Annotated in this window: 18 protein-coding genes and 1 pseudogene; 8 read left to right on the top strand and 11 right to left on the bottom strand. The window is 39.0% G+C overall.

Annotation, left to right across the window (positions count from 1 at the left end):
• Positions 1-59 precede the first annotated feature (59 nt).
• The 5 genes from HGH47_RS05305 to HGH47_RS05285 form a co-directional block, all read right to left on the bottom strand.
• Complete coding sequence (locus HGH47_RS05305; RefSeq protein ID WP_212565765.1) at positions 60-935, bottom strand: SPL family radical SAM protein; 876 nt, start codon at positions 933-935, stop codon at positions 60-62.
• A 104-nt stretch (positions 936-1,039) separates the two neighbouring features.
• Positions 1,040-1,354 carry a type II toxin-antitoxin system RelE/ParE family toxin gene (locus HGH47_RS05300; protein WP_212565766.1) on the bottom strand — a complete coding sequence of 105 codons (315 nt, stop codon included), beginning with the start codon at positions 1,352-1,354 and terminating at the stop codon, positions 1,040-1,042.
• Positions 1,344-1,604, bottom strand: a complete 261-nt coding sequence (locus HGH47_RS05295; protein ID WP_432910837.1) for a type II toxin-antitoxin system Phd/YefM family antitoxin — start codon at positions 1,602-1,604, stop codon at positions 1,344-1,346. The genes HGH47_RS05300 and HGH47_RS05295 overlap by 11 nt, the downstream gene beginning before the upstream one ends.
• 126 nt (positions 1,605-1,730) lie before the next feature.
• Positions 1,731-2,243 carry a ClbS/DfsB family four-helix bundle protein gene (locus tag HGH47_RS05290; protein WP_212565767.1) on the bottom strand — a complete coding sequence of 171 codons (513 nt, stop codon included), beginning with the start codon at positions 2,241-2,243 and terminating at the stop codon, positions 1,731-1,733.
• Between the two features lie 84 nt (positions 2,244-2,327).
• The gene (locus tag HGH47_RS05285; RefSeq protein ID WP_432910833.1) at positions 2,328-3,236 is read right to left on the bottom strand and encodes a helix-turn-helix transcriptional regulator; all 909 of its coding nucleotides are present in this window, start codon (positions 3,234-3,236) and stop codon (positions 2,328-2,330) included.
• A 188-nt stretch (positions 3,237-3,424) separates the two neighbouring features.
• On the opposite strand from HGH47_RS05285, the gene HGH47_RS05280 reads away from it, so the two are divergent.
• The 3 genes from HGH47_RS05280 (at position 3,425) to HGH47_RS05270 (ending at position 8,361) form a co-directional block, all read left to right on the top strand.
• Complete coding sequence (locus tag HGH47_RS05280; RefSeq protein WP_432910830.1) at positions 3,425-6,184, top strand: DNA methyltransferase; 2,760 nt, start codon at positions 3,425-3,427, stop codon at positions 6,182-6,184.
• 71 nt (positions 6,185-6,255) lie between these two features.
• Positions 6,256-7,416 carry a protein kinase family protein gene (locus tag HGH47_RS05275; RefSeq protein WP_212565770.1) on the top strand — a complete coding sequence of 387 codons (1,161 nt, stop codon included), beginning with the start codon at positions 6,256-6,258 and terminating at the stop codon, positions 7,414-7,416.
• Positions 7,417-7,452: 36 nt separating this feature from the next.
• Positions 7,453-8,361, top strand: coding sequence for an RNA-directed DNA polymerase (locus HGH47_RS05270; protein ID WP_414162760.1), 909 nt, complete (start codon positions 7,453-7,455; stop codon positions 8,359-8,361).
• Positions 8,362-8,564: 203 nt separating this feature from the next.
• On the opposite strand, the gene HGH47_RS05265 is transcribed toward HGH47_RS05270, so the two are convergent.
• Both HGH47_RS05265 and HGH47_RS05260 read right to left on the bottom strand, forming a co-directional pair.
• Complete coding sequence (locus tag HGH47_RS05265; protein ID WP_212565772.1) at positions 8,565-10,280, bottom strand: ABC transporter ATP-binding protein; 1,716 nt, start codon at positions 10,278-10,280, stop codon at positions 8,565-8,567.
• A gap of 136 nt (positions 10,281-10,416) precedes the next feature.
• Positions 10,417-10,851 carry a hypothetical protein gene (locus HGH47_RS05260; RefSeq protein ID WP_212565773.1) on the bottom strand — a complete coding sequence of 145 codons (435 nt, stop codon included), beginning with the start codon at positions 10,849-10,851 and terminating at the stop codon, positions 10,417-10,419.
• 91 nt (positions 10,852-10,942) lie between these two features.
• Here HGH47_RS05260 and HGH47_RS05255 point away from each other — a divergent pair, with 91 nt between their 5' ends.
• From HGH47_RS05255 to HGH47_RS05240, 4 genes are all read left to right on the top strand, one after another.
• Positions 10,943-11,707 carry an FKBP-type peptidyl-prolyl cis-trans isomerase gene (locus tag HGH47_RS05255; RefSeq protein ID WP_212565774.1) on the top strand — a complete coding sequence of 255 codons (765 nt, stop codon included), beginning with the start codon at positions 10,943-10,945 and terminating at the stop codon, positions 11,705-11,707.
• A 424-nt stretch (positions 11,708-12,131) separates the two neighbouring features.
• A complete protein-coding gene (gene pgsA, locus HGH47_RS05250) occupies positions 12,132-12,728 on the top strand; it encodes a CDP-diacylglycerol--glycerol-3-phosphate 3-phosphatidyltransferase (protein WP_212565775.1) in 597 nt (198 codons plus the stop codon).
• Positions 12,729-12,899: 171 nt separating this feature from the next.
• A complete protein-coding gene (locus tag HGH47_RS05245) occupies positions 12,900-13,463 on the top strand; it encodes a YbhB/YbcL family Raf kinase inhibitor-like protein (protein ID WP_212565776.1) in 564 nt (187 codons plus the stop codon).
• 140 nt (positions 13,464-13,603) lie between these two features.
• Positions 13,604-13,864 (top strand): radical SAM protein, encoded by a 261-nt coding sequence (locus HGH47_RS05240; RefSeq protein WP_212565777.1) that lies wholly within the window; start codon positions 13,604-13,606, stop codon positions 13,862-13,864.
• Positions 13,865-13,969: 105 nt separating this feature from the next.
• Here the strand turns inward: HGH47_RS05240 and HGH47_RS05235 are convergent, their stop codons facing one another.
• The 4 genes and pseudogenes from HGH47_RS05235 to HGH47_RS05220 all read right to left on the bottom strand — a co-directional run.
• The gene (locus HGH47_RS05235) at positions 13,970-14,572 is read right to left on the bottom strand and encodes a restriction endonuclease subunit S (protein WP_432910822.1); all 603 of its coding nucleotides are present in this window, start codon (positions 14,570-14,572) and stop codon (positions 13,970-13,972) included.
• A 143-nt stretch (positions 14,573-14,715) separates the two neighbouring features.
• Positions 14,716-16,101 carry a restriction endonuclease subunit S gene (locus HGH47_RS05230; protein ID WP_432910819.1) on the bottom strand — a complete coding sequence of 462 codons (1,386 nt, stop codon included), beginning with the start codon at positions 16,099-16,101 and terminating at the stop codon, positions 14,716-14,718.
• A gap of 143 nt (positions 16,102-16,244) precedes the next feature.
• Positions 16,245-18,230: an N-6 DNA methylase gene (locus HGH47_RS05225; RefSeq protein ID WP_212565780.1), complete on the bottom strand. Its 1,986-nt coding sequence runs from the start codon at positions 18,228-18,230 to the stop codon at positions 16,245-16,247.
• A gap of 285 nt (positions 18,231-18,515) precedes the next feature.
• Positions 18,516-18,890 (bottom strand): annotated as a pseudogene (locus tag HGH47_RS05220) (nucleoside phosphorylase); the annotation flags it as partial.
• 376 nt (positions 18,891-19,266) lie between these two features.
• Here HGH47_RS05220 and HGH47_RS05215 point away from each other — a divergent pair.
• The gene (locus HGH47_RS05215) at positions 19,267-20,169 is read left to right on the top strand and encodes a LysM peptidoglycan-binding domain-containing M23 family metallopeptidase (protein WP_212565781.1); all 903 of its coding nucleotides are present in this window, start codon (positions 19,267-19,269) and stop codon (positions 20,167-20,169) included.
• Positions 20,170-20,192: the final 23 nt, after the last annotated feature.

The raw sequence follows: 20,192 nt of genomic DNA, 5'->3' as shown, positions 1-20,192 counted from the left end.
TTTCATTCATAATCTGCTCCTAATTGATTTGATTCGTTTACATATTGGCTGCCATTATATCAAAATAATTCCAACTGCGCATTCGTCTTTCCGGTGATTGTATCAAAAGCGCTTAAATACGCAAATATGACATCAGGGTTGGTTTCTATGCCGTTTTCTTTACACCGCGCACGGAAGATATTCATAAGGCGTGTATTGTGCGGACTTATAACGGAATAGCGAGTACCGTAACGCTGGATATATTTTTCTTTTAAGCCCGGAAACGCTGCATCAAGTTTTTTATAAAAATATTCGCGGTTGCCGTCTCTGAGCGTTAAGCCCATGCCGAAACAGATGATGCCGCGTACTTTTGCCTCGATACAATAGTGCAAAATACCTTCGAGATTTTCCACCGTATCATTGATGAACGGAAGAATAGGCGTAAGCCACACAACGGTTGGAATACCTGCGTCGCGTAGCGTTTTAAGCGCGGCAAACCGTTCACTGGTAACGGCAACATTCGGCTCAAGTATTTTACACAAGCTATCGTTATAGGTGGTCAGCGTCATTTGTACAACGCATTTTGCTTTGGTGTTTACCGCCTGTAAAAGTTCGAGGTCGCGCAATATCAGCGGGGATTTTGTTATCACGGTAAAGCCGAAACCGTAGCGGAGGACGGTCTCTATCGCTTTCTGCGTCATACCGAGTTTTTCTTCCAGCGGCATATACGGGTCAGTCATAGAGCCGGTACCGATCATGCACTTATTGCGTTTTCGCTGCAAGGCATCTTCGAGCAGCTCTATTGCATTTTCTTTTATTTCTATATCTTCAAAGCTGTGGTTTATATGATAACACTCACTGCGCGAGTCGCAATAGATACACCCATGCGTGCAACCGCGGTATAAGTTCATCCCATTTTTAGCTGATAAAATTCCTTTTGCTTGTACAAAGTACATCTGTTATTCCTGAAAATCCGGCAGTGTTTGTGTCGGCAACTGCTAAAAACCGCAGTTGCTAGAAATGGCTGTTATCGTGTTCGGTATTTTTTCAAGGCTTTGTTTTACACCGATTTTGCATAATCTCTTTTTGCATAAAATATATGCAATATATGTACAATCTTTTCTTTATCATCAATCGAATACAAGGCTAGATAGTTTTTATAAAAGAGAAATCTATGATAGCCTTTCTTCTGCAATCTTATATCATTACAAAGAGGATACATATATGGCGAATCCTGTAAATTATTTTTCTGTTTTACAAAGTCCGCAAGCAAATTAGCGGCAGCTGTTACATTTGAAAGCTTTTCCGCAATATACCTGATAATCTCATCAAGATCAGTCTTTGCTTTATCGGTTACTCTGACTTTATAAACCATACTTGGATTTTAGTTCCGCAACTGCATCATCAACATCGGTAACACGCCCTTCTTGTACATCTTGTTCCGCTGCATTCAGATTATCATACAGACGATCGAAAAAAGAGTTTCTTTCAAACGTTTCCATGCTCATAATCACCATATCACCGTAACCGTTTTTTGTTATAAAAATAGGTTCATTACTTTCATGACACAAGGCGGAAATATTTGCAGTATTCTTTAAATCACGTATCGGAACTATTTGCGGCATAACTATCCCCCTATGGCATGATAGTACCACAATAAAGCCGTATTGTCTATGAAAGATTATACACAGGCAATCCGGCAGTGTTTGTGTTGGAAACCTTTAAAATCCGGCAGTTTTTAGAGATGGCTGTTATCGTGTTCTATATTTTTTCAAGGCTTTTTTAATATCCTTAATTGCCCAATCATAGTGGCTGGAAGTTGCAGACACGCAGTAGCTGCCGAGCGTTGTCGTTCCCGTCCAATCGAAAGCACCTTTGGAAAAAAGCTCTTCGTTGGAAAATATTTCGATAAGCGCCATCACCTCTTTATGTGTTTTTTTGAGCATTGTTTCTGCATCGGTATATGATGTGTTTTGATGTTTTTCCCAAAATGCAACATTCATCTGGGGATAGGTTTTCCAATTATAGGGCGCCGGCAAAAAAGGGACAGGTTTCCCGTTTGTGTTTGACCGTATCCAATTCAGCAAAAGACAGTGCCACTCATAGAGGTGCGCCAAAACATCCCGCACGTTTTTATCGCGTTCGTTCGGAACAATATCGGCGCTCTTTTCTTCGTCGGACATTTCGCCGATTAACGTCCATAGCTTTGCGAATTGTTCATTTGCGGCTTGTATTAAATCGGCTTTGGTGGTAGGCCTTGGCATAGGTTATTGTGACTCCTTTAGGATAGTAAGATGCCCTATTGTACCATAGAAAGCTGACACGGTATGTCAGGTTTGAAAAAACATTTAAACTTTTTTATGGTGCGCCGCTATTTTTTCAGCAAAATCGATTATTCCTTGTTTTAGAGTTTCCGGTTCAAGAATTTCTACCTCGGTACCGAGCGACAAAATAAATCCGTACAGCCAATGATCGATCGGAAGGCATACCGAAAGCGTGTACGAGCCGTCCATATTTTTTGTGATAAGATCGGGAGGAAATTCATCATAAAACCGATAAGCGATTCCGGCGGTGCATTTTAATTTTATGTTCGTAAGCGTCAGAGCATCGGAATACTCTGTACGGTCAGGTAGCTTGTTGAGCAATTCCATACGCTTAAATATTTTTACCGTCTGCATAACGGAAAGCATACGGTTTAACCGGAAAAGCCGATAAGCATTTTTGTCGGTACACAAACTTTCAACGTACCACGCCTTGGATTTAAACAAAAGGCGAAGCGGATAAATAGTACGCTCAGTTTTTTCTCCATAGGAACTGAGATATTCAATGCGGAGCGCACGGCATTCCAAGATGGCTTGTTTAACCGTATCGAAAATGGACGTGTCGTTTTTGTTGTCCCAGCGGGAATAATCAACCTTAACCCAATCGGCATGACGCTGAAAGACAGCAGACAACCGGTTTAAAATCGATTCGGTATGTATCTCGTCAACAGGCGATAAACATTGCAGGGCGAGCAGAATTTTATCTTGCTCTTCTTGTGTTACAATCGATTTATTGATGGTGTATGTTTCATCAATAAAAATTCCGCCGCCTGTTCCCTGCACCGTATACACCGGAATACCGGCACAGCTTAAAATATCAATATCACGATACACGGTACGAATCGATACAGCAAATTTTTTCGCAAGCTCCTGCGCCGTCGTTCGTTTTTTATTGAGGAGAATAAAGACGATTTCAAAAAGCCGTTCGGAACGCATAACGATAAAAGTATAGCATAAAAAGCAGACGGGTTCCTATAAAGGACATTTAATTATAGCAGTTACAGCGTTGATAATAGAGGTTAAAATCACCAATCTATAGTACCTTAGCACTGCTAAAAGCTTGCAGTTTTTTAGAGGTACCCTCTTGCTTGACAATCGGTATAGACATTGGACATACTGATTATATGGCATTATCATTAAACGAAATTAAGATACGAGCGCAGCAGTTTGTACTGAACTGGAAAGATAAAGCGGCAACTGCGCGGGAAGAAGCGGATGCGCAAACCTTTGAAAACGAGTTTTTTGCAATTTTCGGTGTGCCACGCAATAAAATTGCCGTGTTTGAGCACAAAGTTAAACTGTTAGACGGTTCAAATGGATATATCGATCTTTTTTGGAAGAGTTACATTCTCATCGAAATGAAGTCTCCCGGCAAAGGCCGAAAAAAAGCCTTTGAACAGGCAAAAGCCTACGCCAATGCGCTGCAGAATGCCGATATGCCGAAGGGCATTTTGATTTGCGATTTTGTTCATTTCGACTACTATCATTTAGAAAAAGATGCGGAGCTCACCTCTTTTACGATTGATGAACTGGCGGAGTATATTGAGCTGTTTCTCTTTCTTGCAGGTTATAAAGATGTTGAATATAAAAAGCAGGATGCGGTCAATATCGAAGCAGCGGAAAAGATGGGAGAATTGCACGACACCTTAAAAGAGATCGGCTATACCGGACATCAACTGGAGTTGTATTTGGTTCGTCTGTTATTTTGTTTGTTTGCTGATGACACCGGTATTTTTGAGCATGATCATTTTATTAAATATATTTTGCAGCGGACGAATCTTGACGGCAGCGATTTAGCGATGCACATTCAAAAGATTTTTGAAGTGCTCAATACGCCGAAAGAAAAGCGGCTTAGAACACTTGATGAGCAGCTGGCGCGTTTTCCGTATATCAACGGCGGGCTTTTTAAGGAGCTGCTTCCCACTGCGGATTTTAATTGTGCAATGCGGGAAAAACTGATTGAATGCTGTGCGCTGGATTGGAGCGGTATTTCTCCGGCAATTTTCGGTGCGATGTTTCAGAGTGTGATGAAGCCGGAAGAACGGCACGCTTTGGGAGCGCACTATACCAGCGAAACAAATATCTTAAAACTCATTCATCCGCTCTTTTTAGATTCTCTGTGGACAGAATTTGATAAATACAAACAGTACACCTCCGAAGCCCGCGTAACAAACTTGAACGCGCTGCATGATAAAATTGCACATTTAACCTTTCTTGACCCAGCCTGCGGCTGCGGGAATTTTTTGGTTATTGCATACCGTGAGCTGCGTCTTTTGGAACTTGCGATTATTGAAGAATTGAAAAGCGCAGATCAGCAGCTGCTTGATGTCGGCGAATATATCAAGGTAAATGTTAATCAGTTTTACGGCATAGAGCTTGAAGAGTTTCCCGCTCAAATTGCACAAACGGCGCTGTGGCTGATGGATCATCAAATGAATAGACTGGTAGGCAGCCGCTTCGGTCAATACTTTGCGCGTATCCCGTTGGTTAATTCCGCGTCGATTGTACAGGGCAATGCGCTTGCGCTTGATTGGGAGACCATCGTACCAAAACATAACCTTTCGTATATTCTCGGCAATCCGCCGTTTTTAGGTGCGCGGGTGATGGAGAAAGAACAGTCTGCGGAGCTTGCAATGCTTTTTAGCGGGGTAAAGAATGCGGGGAATCTTGACTACGTTACGGGCTGGTATAAAAAGGCTGCGGAGTATATTCAAGGAACGCAGATTGAATGCGCCTTTGTTTCTACTAATTCTATTTGTCAGGGGCAGCAAGTACCGATTTTGTGGCCCAATCTTTTTGCGTGCGGGGTGCATATCAATTTTGCGCACCAGACTTTTAAGTGGTCGAATGAAGCGCGGGGAAATGCGGCAGTGTACTGCATTATTGTCGGCTTTTCTCTCCGGAGCCGAACGGAAAAACAACTCTTTTTATATGACGATATAAAAGGAGAGCCGAAAGCTCAAACAGTCAAGCGGATAAATGCTTATTTAGCTGATGCACAACATGTGTTTATTGATAGTAGAAGTTCGGTACTTGATACACAAACTAATCCGATGGTGTTTGGCAGTATGCCGAATGACGGCGGTAATCTCATTATAGAAGAAAATGAATACGCCTCCTTTTTACAACAAGAACCGGAAGCAGAACGGTATATCCGTCCGTTTTTGGGGGCGGAAGAGTTTATCAATAATAAAAAACGATATTGTCTCTGGCTTTTGAATGCGGAACCTCAGCACCTAAAAAAATGCCCGCTCATTGTAGCGCGAATACAAAAGGTGCGGGAACACCGTGAAGGCAGCAGCCGTGAGGCAACACGGAAACTTGCGCAAACACCGTCCCTCTTTGGAGAAATCCGTCAGCCGGAGTCGGGACATTATCTCCTCGTGCCGAGTACATCATCAGAACGCCGTAAATATATTCCGATTGGTTTTATGAATAGTTCTGATATTTCAAGCAATGCGAACTTACTCGTTCCCAATGCAACGCTATACGAGTTCGGGGTGCTTACCTCACAGATGCACATGGCGTGGATGCGTACCGTATGCGGGCGGCTCAAAAGCGATTACCGCTATTCTGCACAGATTGTGTATAACAACTTCCCGTGGCCGGATGTTTCGGAAGAACAAAAGGCAGCTATTATGCAAAAGGCGCAAGCGGTATTGGACGCGCGCTCGCAGTTTCCCGATAGCTCCCTTGCCGACTTATACGATCCCAATACGATGCCGCCGGTACTCACCAAAGCGCACGCCGCCCTTGATTCCGCTGTGGATAAGCTGTATCGTAAAACAGCCTTCCCCGACGATACCGCCCGTGTGGCTTTTTTGTTCGAGCTGTATGGGAAGAAGACGGAGGGGCTGTTGGCGGGGAAGAGGAAACGGATATAAAATTAAGGAGATTAGAATACTATGTCTGATATACAATATACTGAACAACTAAAACTTGAAAATCATCGGATATGGAAACAGTACAGGATCGGAAAAGGCCAAATGATATAGTTTCCTTTCTGCGCAAGAAAGATTTTTTATTTTTAGACTATCTTCGAAACGGCGGATTAGGAGAGACTGTTATACTACTTGATCAAGAAATGCAGATACTGTTTGTATGTAAGAAATATCAGCCCCATTCCAATCAGATTAAAGAAAAATATTATCAATATTTTAAAAATGAAATAAAATTAATGTTTCAACTCTATCATCCTAATATTGTACGAATATTTAATTACTATTTATATCCTGAACAAACCACAGGTTATATTTTGATGGAATATATTGATGGTGAGGATATCTACACCTATCTAAAAAAGAATCCTGAAAGAATAAACTCTGTTTTTGAACAAGTTATAGAGGCATTTGTATATTTAGAAAGTAACAATATATTACATAGAGATATACGCATAAACAACATATTGGTAAATTTCAATGGTCAGGTTAAAGTTATAGATTTTGGATTTGGGAAAACTATAAATTATGATAATGATTGTGAGAAAAGCATTAGCCTAAATTGGTGGTGTGATAAACCGTATGATTTTACACAGAATATATATAGTCATAAGACAGAAATCTATTTTGTAGGTAAATTATTTGAACAAATCGGTAAGTATCTATATCAAGAGAAGATTTTTTATGAATTTAGATATGAAAGTCTATTATCAGAAATGATACGACTTAACCCATCCGACAGAATACAAAGTTTTTCCGATATAAAAGAAAAAATCCTAAAAGATAATAATCAAAATATCGAATTTTTTACAGATGAAGAAAAAAAGATATATAAAAATTTTATTGATGCACTGGTTACTTCTATTGCAATGATTGATAAAGATGCTTCATATACCACAGATATTGATATAATTATACAGAAGATTCAAAATATATATACCATAAATCAACTTGAAAATGAAGTACAAAATATATCCGATGTTATCCGTACATTTATTTCCGGTAGATTTCGTTATTATCCCCAACAACACTATGACTGCTATCTTTTAAAGAATTTTATAAACCTATTAAAGAACTCAAACAATGGAAGAAAAAATATTATATTACTCAACATACATAACAGATTAAACCAGATAGAACATAACTCTATCGATTTTTTTGATCCCGTTCCTTTTTAGAGTGAAATAATTCACTAGCGGCGAAAACATCTCCGTATATATGGTCAAACAAATGGCATTCCGCAAGGTTCTGGTTTGATGGATTTTATTGCTGAAATGGTACTGGGTTATATTGACACATTATTATCCGATCGAATTAAAGCAAATAATATAACCGATTATCATATATTACGTTACCGTGATGATTATAAGATATTTGTTAACAATCCTCATACAGGAGAACACATCTTAAAAATAATAACCGAGGTTCTTGCTGAATTTGGAATGAAGCCAAATACATTAAAAACAAATACATACGACAATATAATTTTACATGCAATCAAAAAAGACAAACTCGCATGGCTTATAAAGAAACAATCCAATAAAGATTTACAGAAGCATTTGCTGCTAATATACAAACATGCATTAGAATATCCCCATGCAGGCAGTTTAATAACCCCTCTACAAGATTGCTATTTCCGAATAAAGAAAGGCAAGCGTTTGCAAAATCATTCTAAGTCATTAATAGCTATCATCGTTGATATAGCCTATCGCAATCCTCGAACGTATGCAATATGTGCAGCAATGTTAAGCATAATATTAGCTCAACTGTCGAACAAAGACGAACAAAAAGGAATTATTACCAAAATAAAGAATAAATTTAGCTTAATTCCAAATACAAGCAACATGCTTATATGGCTACAGCGGATAAGCTTATTTTTTAAATTTGATATCGACTATGATGATGCTTTATGCCGTTTGATTGATCATGCCTTCAAAGAGATGGATAATAATTCTTTATCGGATACTGATATAAATCAAATCTGGAATATGGATTGGGTAAGTTCTCAGGAATTAAAAAACATATTGAAAGCAAATAGCATTATCAATAAAACAGAATTCAAAAAACTCTCAAGAGAAATCTTGTTAAAAGAAATAGAAGCTTCATTGATAAGAAACTATTAGATAAAATTATTAACAAATCGGTTGCTTAGTATTTCTTCAGCTTTTCAATCTCTTTAAAAAGTTTATGCACATTACAAAATGACGCAGATTTATCTTCATCATTCTTATTTCTTTCTTCCAATTTCAAAACCGTTGTATTACTTTGTCACGTAAGATGAGTATGCTGTAGAATCATTCCGTCTTCAGATAGAGCAGATCAACATCTAGCTCATGTTGTTTTGTGCGTTATAGAGGGCGGCATAGACACCGCCTTTTGCCAGTAGCTCTGCATGCGTTCCTTGCTCGCAAATGCCTTCATCATCAACTACTACAATACGGTCTGCATTGCGGATTGTTGAGAGGCGATGGGCAATAATCAGTGTTGTACGACCCCGTGCGAGTTCTTCAAATGATTTTTGAATTTTTATTTCCGTTGCGGTATCAAGAGCCGAAGTTGCTTCATCAAGTATTAAAATCGGGGGATTTTTTAAAAAGGTTCGTGCAATCGCAACCCGCTGTTTTTGCCCGCCGGAAAGCCGTACCCCCCGCTCTCCGACAAGCGTATTATACCCGTCCGGCATCTGCATAATATCTTCATGAATTTCAGCCCGTTTTGCTGCATGTATTATATCCTGTTCAGAAGCGTCATTGTTTCCGTATGCAATATTTTCCTTAATGGTACCGGCAAATAAGAAAACATCCTGTTGAACAATACCGATTTGCCGCCGTAAACTGTGCACGGTAATATCCTGTATATTCCGCCCATCGAGGGTAATGGTTCCTGCGGACGGTTCATAAAAACGGGGCAGTAAATTACATAAACTGGTTTTTCCTCCGCCGGACGGTCCTACAAAAGCAATGGTTTGCCCTGCCTGTATATCCATGTTGATATTTTTTAATACCGTAACCCCATCTTGATACGAAAACGAAACATTATGATAGCAGATGTTTCCATGAGCTAAAGTAATTTCTACCGCATTATCATGATCGCTAATACTATCATCTGTTTCCATGAGTTCTTTAAAGCGTTTAAAACCTGCCATACCGTTTGCGTATAGTTCAATAAAAGCAGTAAGGCGGCGGATAGGCTGTAAAAATGCACCGGCAAAAAGTGTTGCAGTAATAAGGTCGGTAAGCGTCATCGTCTTCTGCATAATAAAAAAACCGCCCGCGGCAATAATCACTAAATGTAACATTGAAATAAGAAACTCTAAACGGCTAAAGAAAAATGCCATATTCCAATAAAAACGTTTTTTTGCCGTATAAAATGCCTGATTGTTTTTTTCAAAACGATCTTGTTCATAGCTTTCATTTGTAAATATTTGTGTTACCCGTATTCCCGAAAGAGCGGATTCAATAGCGGTATTTATTGCAGCAGTTTCTTCCTTTACACGGCGGGACGCTTTCATAATATGTACACGGCAGCGGACAGTATGAAAAAATGCGATGGGTATAAAGAGCGTCAAAAGCAGTGCGAGTTCCCATCTGATAGAAGCCATAAGTGCCAGCGAGCCGGTCAGCGTTAATACTGAAATAAAGAGGTCTTCCGGTCCGTGATGCGATAACTCGGTAATTTCGAACAAATCTGTTGTAATGCGGGACATCAGCTGTCCGGTTCTATTGGTATCAAAAAAATGAAACGACTGTTTTTCTATATGGCGAAAAAGATTCCGCCGCATATCCGCTTCAACTTTAACGCCGAAAAGATGCCCGAAATACGTTACAAAATACTGAGCAGCACTGCGGATAAGATATAATCCTATCATTATTACAATAAATGCATAAAAGGCTGCATAGTCAGCCTTGGGTAAAAAATGTTGGATGCTGTATCTGCTTGCCATGGGGAAGATAATATCTACCGCTGCAATAAAAGCTGCACAGCACAGATCGGCAGTAAAGAGTTTCCAATGAGGTTTAAAATATGAAAAGAATAAACGCATACGGCGTATTCTAACAAGTGTTTGAAAAAATGTATAGAAAGTGCATTGCTATGAAAGATTATATCCGGACAATCCGGCAGTGCTTGTTTTATTAAAATATGGTTTCCATTCATCCGGGGATTGGTTTTCCAACTTGTTACCAAATCAATCTAAGCGCTGCAATTATTCCTATTATAATTATAACAACAGCGACGGCTAATTTTCGGCGTGTGCGGTATTCTTGTTCGGTTTTTGATCTCCGTTTCAGGAAGAATCGGTCAAATAGGACGATTGCTGCTATTCCAAGGATAATTAAGATGATAAAACCTATAAGACCATAGCCGGTTTTATCGGAATATCCTATAAAGATATCTGAGCCTGCGCCATCGCCGATAAATATATCTTGCTTTAGCTTTAGAAGAATTGCAATAAAAGATATAATAAGGAAAAATAAGAAGATAAGTGCGGCAAAAAAATATTGCCGATGCAGCGGGTCTTTTTTCGTTTTCATAGTAAAAAAGTTTTTTACGGTAATTGAGCCGAGAATCGTAACGAGAACAGCATATATAATACAAACAATAAGTATCCGCATTTTTTCTCCATTTCTATCATAAAACATTGACTTTTTTAGTCATTGTTAGTATCGTCATAAAATCTAATTTTATTATTTATGGATGTGAAAAATGAACAAAAAGATTCTATCGATTATTGCTGCGGCACTTCTTGTGTTTTCTTTTACGGTAAGCTGTAAAAAACAACCGGCCGCCGAAACTGCTGCTCCGGCGGAAGGCGCTAACACCGAGACAACAAAAACAGAGGAAGAAAAAGAACTTCCCCCTCCGACGAAAAAAGAGGTCGGCTATGCGTTCGGCGTTATGATGGGAACATCGCTTAAAGACTTTAAACTGGATGTCGATTACGGTGAATTGGTAAAAGGTTTAAAGGATGTCGAAAAAAACAAAGATATAGATATTACTGCTGCACAGAAGGTATTACAGCGGGCAAGCGAAGCTGCTTATAAGAAAGAAGCTGCAGAAAATTTGGCAAAAGAAACAGAATTTCTTGAAAAAAATGGAAAAAAAGATGGTGTAAAGACAACCGAAAGCGGTTTGCAATATGAAGTTATAACCGAAGGAACCGGTTCTGTTCCGCTCGTTACCGATACGGTAAAAGTGCATTACAAAGGGACGTTACTTGACGGCACCGTCTTTGACAGCTCTTACGACCGAGGAAATCCCGTTGAATTTCCGTTAAATGCCGTTATTCCCGGCTGGACGGAAGGCTTGCAGCTGATGAAAGTCGGTTCAAAATACAAGCTTTATATCCCCTCTAAGATTGCTTATGGAGAACGCGGCGTTTCACAGGTTATTCCTCCTAACTCAACATTGATTTTTGAAGTTGAGTTATTGGGCATCCTCCCGCCCGAAGCGGAAAAACCTGCAGAATAAGCGATTTAACATCACAAATCGGAGACACGAGACTGTCGAAAAAGCAACCAACTTTTGAGACATCCCCGGATGCCCGACCGTAATTTCTGAAAAAGCCGTCTAAAGTCTTCATCGGATTTTAGTCGGCTTTTTTATTTGTGCGGATGGTTTACACACCGGCGTTCCGGAAATATTTTAAACGGTAGCCTTCGTTCTGTGCGAAATTTTAAATAAAATTCCGCACGGTTTTTCAGTAGGATAGGCAAATACATCAGGCAGAGTAGATAAAAATCGCAGAATTATAGAGGTTGTGAGACCATTTGAGCCGCACAGCGGCGAAACTCTGGTTGAACGGCCTCTATAATTCTGCGGGGCTGTTAAAAAATGGGCTGATGTATTTGTCCTAGGGTTTGACAAACTCGTACCGATAAGAGATACTCAAACTATGAATATCGCAAATTTTTTTACCGCGACAAGAATGGTTGCGGCTCCTCTTTTTGTCTGCATTTATTATCTTCCCAATTATATAGGTATATCGCAACAAACGGTTCTGCTTATTCTTATACCGCTGTTTATTTATATGGAATTTACTGATTTTTTAGACGGCTATTATGCCCGTAAGTTGAAGCAGGTGAGCGATTTCGGAAAGCTGTTCGACCCTTTTGCGGATGTGTTTGCAAATCTGACCGTACTGTTGGCATTTATGCTGTCCGGTTATGTGCCGCTGCCTGTTTTTATCATTATTTTATACCGTGAGTTAAATATTTTATTTTTACGGATGCTTGCACGAGGGAATGGTATTACCATCGGTGCGAAAAAAGGTGGCAAGACTAAAACGGTATGCTATATTCTTGCCGAAGGTTTTACGCTGCTTATTGAACTGCTGATTGTATTTTCGCTTGCGGAAAAATCCGTTACCGATACGATGATTATTATCAACAAAGGTATTTACTGGGTCGCTGCCTTATTGTCGGTTTGCTCGTTTATCGATTACCTTGTTTCATATAGAAAGAGTATCCGTGCCTTGCAGAAGGAGAAATAAAGAATATAAGAAAGCGTTGGCGGGATACTTTCCTAACTTTTTCGGAACTAAACTCCCTAGTTTTTGCCTAACACTGATCAATGTGTAAGACTATTAAAACAGCCTGATGTGTGTCCCCGAAGCAACCATCAGGCATATTGACTTAAAATGGCTTTGTTATAAAATATCGGTATGAAACATATCTATACAAAAATGCTGCCGTTTATGGCGGCGCTGATTGTTATTTCCTGTGGAAGCTGCTCAAGTAAAGACGAAATCAAGCCGCTTACTGAAGGAGGTTCTATGAAGTTGACAAGCACGGCTTTTGCCGACGGCGAAAAAATGTCCCGAGAATTTGCAAAACTCGGAGCGAATCACATTCCTCCGCTCGAAATCGACGGTGTACCGGAGGGTACAAAGAGCCTTGCGATTATCGTGCACGATCCGGATGCGCCGCTTCCCGGCGGATTTTATCATTGGACGCTGTGGAACATTCCGCCGCAAACAACGTCGATCGGAGAAGGTAATGTACCATCGGATGCCGTCGAAGGCGAAACAAGCTGGGGTACGAGCGGCTACAACGGACCTCAACCGCCGTTCGGGACGCACCGCTATATTTTTTACCTCTATGCGCTCGATATGAATCTGACTCTTCCGGCGGGCAGCAGCGTAAAAGAGCTTAAGGCCGCGATTAAAGGGCACGCAATCGAAGCTGCTTCACTTACGGGTATGTTCGGTGCTAAAGATAACCCCTGACCAAAGCAGGCCGCACTATCTTACCGCACCATTCAAAAAAGTTACCGCAGACATTATGCAATCATTCTCAAATATCGAATCAGTGTCATTTAATCTGGCTTGAAAATCTCAATTTACGCGGCAGCTATAAACCGGTGATCATGGACTACATAGGAACGAACTACCCTCATTTGCTGCCGCTCTATCAAAGTATATATGTTGACGGAGACCGCAGTTATTGGGAACTGCTTGATGCGAAACTACAAGCCTTTACCGCGGACATCGGACATGACTATGTAACAAATGATGATAGTATGAACCGTCCCTTTGATGCGCCGCCTGTTGTTGTCAATTATTTCTATCATGAGCAAATTAAAAAATCGGCGTGGAGAAAGCGCCTTGCAATCGGCTCTACTGTTTGAATAGCAGAATTGCGGTACTGTAACCGGGTATCGGTTGCAGTCAATTCGTGGAATTTTACACCTGCATCATGTCCAGCGTCAGCGGTAATAGCAGAATACGCTTCTTTATCCAATCGCCGCTTCTACCGACTTAACAGCCTTTTCTAAAACAGACTTGCTTTCATTCCGTAAAGTCTCGCTTTCAATTAGCAGCTTGCTTATTTGCTCCTGTTTTTCTTTTGCGATAATCGGAATTATTATATTTTCTATTTCGCTCTTTTTCCAATGATTAATAATTGAACCGCCTGCGTCCTTTTCCGCTTGCATTTTTACCGCTACGGAATTTAGCACCAATGCCAGATAATCAGGTAGCACTCTCTTATCTTTAACATCAAGGTGTAGTATGGCAGATGATGTAATAATATCTTCGCTTTTATTCATCTTGTAGGCTATGCCGACAGTCCCGTCTTTGGATAAAAGTATCGTATCTTTTTTTGGTTTGATGCAATCTTTAAATTCGTTTTCCGACAGATAAATATTCGTATCAGTTAAACCGAATTTCGTTAAATCCTGTACTCTTATAAATGGTGTTCCTTTTGTCTGATAGCTTTCGCTTCCCGGCTCAATCGACTTTTTGATTGTAACAAGATTAGATAACTTATCACAGTTGTTATCCGACAGTTTTTCAAACAACCTGTCATATTTTTCTTGATAGTATTCACTATCCAATCTCCCTGTAACGGCGAATGTATCTTTAAGATTTTTGACAGTATAATTTACAGATTTTTGATTATCAAACAAGCCGATTTCTTCATAAAGTCTGAAGATTGCAAGATTAATATAATAGTTCGCTTGCTCATTATAGTAGACAATTAGCGTTCTGTTCTGTTCTGTTCTGTTCTGTTCTGTTCTGTTCTGTTCTGTTCTGTTCTGTTCTGTTCTGTTCTGTTCTGTTCTGTTCTGTTCTGTTCTAAGAAATTGTGTGCCGTTTGTTCATCTTTGTCAATAGCTATTTCAACACTTTTTGTAGAAATTTCAAGCAATTCTTTTGCCTTTTTTGAATACTCCATACTCTGCTTGATATATCCGGCTATTTCGTCTTGGACGCTCGTTTTAATACAAGGTATTTGTATTTTTAGTATATCCTTCGGAGAAATATTTGCTTGTACTCCTCCTGTTTGTATTCTCTCCAATTGATTTTTACCTATCATACTATTGATAATAAGAGAAAATACAACAGGATTGATATTTTTTGATTTTATTTTCATAATCCGTTGATTAACAACAGCTTTTATGTCATCTTGTACTATACAACTATTTCCAATCGTTCCTGACATAGAAACTAAAATATCATTTTTTTGTACTACATTTTCCGCGCTCAAACCAATATCGTTTTTTGGTATTAAACTTGCACTTGAAATATCAAGTTTAAAATTGTTTATATTTGATATTTTTATAAGCGCTATTCCATCTTTTTCTACATAACTATCACTTGAATATGGATAACCTGTTGTATAGCTATCTACAAAATTTGTAAATTCAGAACAACCATATTTAGTAATTTTATTTAATATTTCATCATACTTAGGCTGGTAATACTCGCTATCCAATCTTCCTGTTCTTAAAAAGCTTTCTTTCAAAGTTTTGATAGATACTTTTTTATTCGACGGATTAAAATTTTCAAGTCCCAGTTCGGAAATGAGAAGATTTTCGGCTGAATAGTACAAGCCTTTGGATTTCTTTTCTTTGTTACTCGCACTAATTAAAAATTCTTTGAGCCTATTCTGCAATTTCATACTCAATATTGGAATTTGCATTTCTTTTACTTCTTCAGGGTTTACATTAGTTTGGTTTATTGATTGTCTTGCTCTTCGTTTTATATCCAATACTCCATATTTGCAATTTAAAAAAATATTTAAATACTCTGGTAAAATTATATTATCATTTGTATTAAATCTAACCAGATAAGAAGCAAAAACATAATCTCTATCATCTAATTCATTTTTATAATAAATTCCAGTTCTTCCAACCCATTCAAAAGAATTTGTTCTATTAAATAAAACATCACCGTCTTTCAATATAAACTTTTTAGCCTCTTTAAGAGCTACATCAGCATATTTATCCACTTCTAAATCACAAAGTAAATTATGAATCTCATTCATTCTATAAATAGGATATCCAATTCCTTCTTCATTCATTGCAATTGAAATTCCATATTGAGATTTTGTTAATATATCACCAATTTTTTTGTAGTCCAAGTGCTGATTATAATAAATTTTTGTAGTCCAAAATTGACTATCTACTCTGCAATCTTTATTTTTTTCAACTTCATTTAGTGAGATTTCTCGTACTTCAAGCCCGTTTAATAATCTTTCGTATTTTTCCTTATCAAACGGGCTATTTAAAAAAAACTTAAATGCTCTTTTTTTGCAAATTCTGCAAAGGCTTCGGCTATGCCGTCTTCAGTCATTCCATCGTGGTTATATAAATCGTGCTTGACGATTAAGTGTCCGTGCGTATCAAGGATTGGCAATCCGTCTTTATCTTTGACAAAGATTTTATCGCCTGAGTTATCCTTGCTTGGTTCCTGCATGGTAGCAAAAAAGATCGGGTAATCTTCTTTTTTAGGGCAAAGTTTATCGTCCCATTTTTGAACGAAGAGAACCGATGTTTTCGTTCCCGTATGAGGTTTAAAAACATTTCCGTGTAAGCCGACAACAGCAAGTATTCTGCAACGCTCCGTTATAAAATCTCTAATGTATTTATCAGATGAATTGTTAAATCTGCCTTGCGGAAGCACAATTGCCATTCTTCCACCCGGTTTTAAGAAATTAAGGTTTCTTTCTATGAAAAGAATATCCCTGCCGACTTTTGATTGATATTTTCCATTTGCATTTTTACCGAGTTCGTATTTAGCGATAATTCTTGACTCTTTAATATCACCCGCAAAAGGCGGATTAGCCATTAGAATATCAAACTCAAAAGAATAGTTGCTGTTTTTAGTTGTTCTTAGTTTTTTAAACTTTTTCCATCCCTCATTATACGTATCTGTCCAATCTTCAGTCTTAGTCGTATCCTCCCAGCGCTCATAATCAAGGGTATTAAGATGGAGCACATTTGTCTGTCCGTCTCCTGCAATTAAATTAAGTGTTCTTGCTACCCGCACAGCTTTTTCATCAAAGTCAATTGCAAACACGTTATCATTAACATAATCGGTACATTCAGCAGGCTTTTCTTGACTGGTGAACAAATGACTTTGCTCTATTCCCTTTTCTTTTAGTATTTGTTTCCACACATAAAATATTGTGTGAACAGGAAATCCACAGGAGCCGCTCGCAGGATCTATCATTGTTTCATCTGCCTTTGGATTGAGCATTTTAACGCACATATCTATTACATATCTTGGAGTAAAGTATTGCCCTTTTTCTCCCTTAGAAGATTTGCTCATCAAATATTCAAAAGCGTCGTCGACAACATCGAGATTGGAATTAAAAAGCTTTACATCTTGAAGAGAAGATACACATACGGACAAATGAGAGGGACTAAGTAAAATTTTAGCGTCTTGTGAAAATACACCGTCCCACTTATTCTTTGCCTTGTCAAACAGCTTTTGTATCTTGTCTTTCAGTTCCGTTTCCGTATCTCCGTAATTTCTAAATTCAAGATGGCGTACCTGATTTCTTCCGCTTTCCATTTCATCATAAAGCTTTGTAAAAATCAGTTTGAAAACTTCTTCAAATACATCGACACCTGCGTTAGCAAGCACCTCGTCTTCCATTTCCAAAATAAGGTCTTTTAGGCTCTTCTTTTCTGTAAGCAACTTATCTTTTGAGATAAGGTCATCTATCGTCCAACGCTCACTTAAAATATCTGACAGTTTCTCATTAAAGGTCGGGATATTCGGTAAATCTTCAAAAAAATTAGGATCTTTCCTGTGATAAAAAGAAATCTGTCCGCCGTTTGTCCATACGCCAATAGGAGCTCCTGTTGCATTGCAGTAGCTCTTTAACTGTTCCTTTCCGTCCTTCAGCTTTGGTTTTTTAAGTTCAACAATAATGTAAGGGCTTGTTGTTGCAAGTTTATCAAAGATAACGATATCCGCTCTTTTCTTCTCCCTCCCAAAAGAAACACTGTATTCGAGTTCCATTTTTTCTTTTGGATAGTTGTATTCATTGATAAGTTTATTGATATAAAGCTGACGGACAAGTTCCTCATCAGTAAGCTTAATATCTTTATCTCTTATCTGGCATTTTACATAATAGACATCATTTCCTTTTTTATCCGTTTTAGTAGTGATTAAGTTTTCTACACTATCTATCTCTGTTTGATTAAACTGCTCAATTTTATAATTGGAATCCGCTACGATTTTTGAAATTATACTGCTCATACCGTGTTTCTATTCTCCTTTTCCGGCATATTCATTGCTTTTTTAATTTGGTGTTATACGTTCTCATTTAAATAGTCCAATGCGGTACAACGACTTTGTTTATATCATAATTACTGAACGCTATCAATATTTCTCTATTTGTGCGGGTTTAATACCCCGACGCAGTTTGTGAGTATTGCTTAATGGTGCGCACTGTGTGTTCGCATAAGGCAACGCAGCCGGTTATTACTTGCAGTCAAATTGAGCATTGCTGAAACTTGAGGCGATTATCAATGAGGCTTTATATGGTACGCGCTGCCCGTAAAAAGAATCTTTGCAGTGTACAATCCCCGTATGATACGGCTGTTTTAGATGTTTTGCAGACCGTACAAGCGCATTGATAATATCCAAATCTGCAATCGCCGGAAATTCAATAGGCGCATATTCTCTGCTGGTTCCTTCTGCACGAATTGCCCCTGTCGCGATAACAAGATCGCCTCCTTTTACTGCGGTATCCATGCCGCCGCAGGTACCCACACGGATAAAGGTATCGGAGCCGCATCGCACCAGTTCTTCTATTGCAATCGATGCGGATGGACCACCGATCCCTGTCGAAGTAACACTCACCTTTGCTCCGTCTAACATACCAGTGTAGGTAATATATTCACGGTTGTCTGAAACTGCTGTGCAGCTTTTACAACAGGCTGCCCCTCTCATTAACCGCAATGTTTTGAACTTTAAACCTGTTCTTGTTGACACGTTCTTTCATCTGTATAAAAATGAATTTAGATTGCTTGCTTCTTAATACGGGGATACCATCTCTCTTCATATCCCATACAAAAGCAAAAGTTCCCTTGATTTTTTCCCAATGCGTGCTATAATGATAAAATAAATCTAAGTGATTAGGTCATCTCTAAAAACTCGGTTAGATTTTTAGAGATGACCGACGAGTTTTTGTTTAAGTCTTTATATTGTAATAATTTAAACAAAAACATCGCAAATTAAATCTAAGGAAAACATCTAAAAACGAAAGTTTTTAGATGTTCCCATTATTACAATGAAAGTAACACGTGTTTTTATTTTTGGTATTATATGTTTCGCTTCAGTATTCCTCGTTTTATGGTCGTCCGATAGCGGCAAAAATGACGCTTTCGACCATGGTGTGGGCGGCGGCACCTCTCTACCTGCTGAACTACCGGAAGAGCATGAGGCGTCTTCCGCTCCTCAGTCCTTGTATTATCGGGCATATTCGGTTAAACAAGGTGATATAGTCGGTACCATCGCTGCCGAATACGGGGTAAGTCAAGATGCAATTATCAGCCTTAATAAACTCAAAAATACGCGGACATTGCAAATCGGACAGATATTAAAGATTCCGTCGATAGATGGTATTTCCTATACGGTAAAAAAAGGCGATACGCCCGAAGCTATTGCCGACAAATATAAAATTTCCTTGGAAAAACTCGCAACGGTAAATACACTCACCGATAATACGATAGAAACGGCCTCTGTTATCTTTTTACCTGATGCAAAACTCGATTGGGCTACCTTGCAGGAAATCAACGGAGACCTTTTCCGAAGACCGCTGCATAGCAGTTATTATATCACTTCCCGTTACGGCTGGCGTGATAATCCGTTCCTGAACGGTCAACGGAGTTTCCATAACGGTATGGATATGGCCGCTCCCAAGGGTACTTCCGTTTATGCGGCATTGAACGGACAAGTTATTGCAACCGGATACAGCACGGTATATGGAAATTATGTGATGATCCGCCATCATTCAGGATATCAAACTTTATACGGACACCTTAATACAATTCTTACTTCGAAAGGCAGTTTTGTTTCCGTGTCTTCAAAGATTGGTACGGTTGGGAATACCGGAATGAGTACGGGGCCGCACCTTCATTTTACCGTTTATCGAAACGGAGCAACGCTTAACCCCGCCGGTTTATTAAATTAGCGTTACGCTGTTGAAAGATTGCA

Origin of the sequence: Treponema sp. OMZ 805 (assembly GCF_050937395.1) — a bacterium.
GTDB lineage: Bacteria > Spirochaetota > Spirochaetia > Treponematales > Treponemataceae > Treponema.
The sequence above is the reverse complement of the archived record's forward strand: the minus strand, read 5'-3'. Positions and strand labels throughout refer to the sequence as shown.

Bases quoted from the DNA above. Each gene is read 5' to 3' on its own strand.
- HGH47_RS05240 (WP_212565777.1), top strand. From the start codon at position 13,604: ATGGACTACATAGGAACGAACTACCCTCATTTGCTGCCGCTCTATCAA.
- HGH47_RS05255 (WP_212565774.1), top strand. From the start codon at position 10,943: ATGAACAAAAAGATTCTATCGATTATTGCTGCGGCACTTCTTGTGTTT.
- HGH47_RS05290 (WP_212565767.1), bottom strand. From the start codon at position 2,243: ATGCCAAGGCCTACCACCAAAGCCGATTTAATACAAGCCGCAAATGAA.
- HGH47_RS05280 (WP_432910830.1), top strand. From the start codon at position 3,425: ATGGCATTATCATTAAACGAAATTAAGATACGAGCGCAGCAGTTTGTA.
- pgsA (WP_212565775.1), top strand. From the start codon at position 12,132: ATGAATATCGCAAATTTTTTTACCGCGACAAGAATGGTTGCGGCTCCT.
- HGH47_RS05295 (WP_432910837.1), bottom strand. From the start codon at position 1,604: ATGCCGCAAATAGTTCCGATACGTGATTTAAAGAATACTGCAAATATT.
- HGH47_RS05215 (WP_212565781.1), top strand. From the start codon at position 19,267: ATGAAAGTAACACGTGTTTTTATTTTTGGTATTATATGTTTCGCTTCA.
- HGH47_RS05260 (WP_212565773.1), bottom strand. From the start codon at position 10,851: ATGCGGATACTTATTGTTTGTATTATATATGCTGTTCTCGTTACGATT.
- HGH47_RS05275 (WP_212565770.1), top strand. From the start codon at position 6,256: ATGGAAACAGTACAGGATCGGAAAAGGCCAAATGATATAGTTTCCTTT.
- HGH47_RS05300 (WP_212565766.1), bottom strand. From the start codon at position 1,354: ATGGTTTATAAAGTCAGAGTAACCGATAAAGCAAAGACTGATCTTGAT.
- HGH47_RS05245 (WP_212565776.1), top strand. From the start codon at position 12,900: ATGAAACATATCTATACAAAAATGCTGCCGTTTATGGCGGCGCTGATT.
- HGH47_RS05225 (WP_212565780.1), bottom strand. From the start codon at position 18,230: ATGAGCAGTATAATTTCAAAAATCGTAGCGGATTCCAATTATAAAATT.
- HGH47_RS05265 (WP_212565772.1), bottom strand. From the start codon at position 10,280: ATGCGTTTATTCTTTTCATATTTTAAACCTCATTGGAAACTCTTTACT.
- HGH47_RS05285 (WP_432910833.1), bottom strand. From the start codon at position 3,236: ATGCGTTCCGAACGGCTTTTTGAAATCGTCTTTATTCTCCTCAATAAA.
- HGH47_RS05305 (WP_212565765.1), bottom strand. From the start codon at position 935: ATGTACTTTGTACAAGCAAAAGGAATTTTATCAGCTAAAAATGGGATG.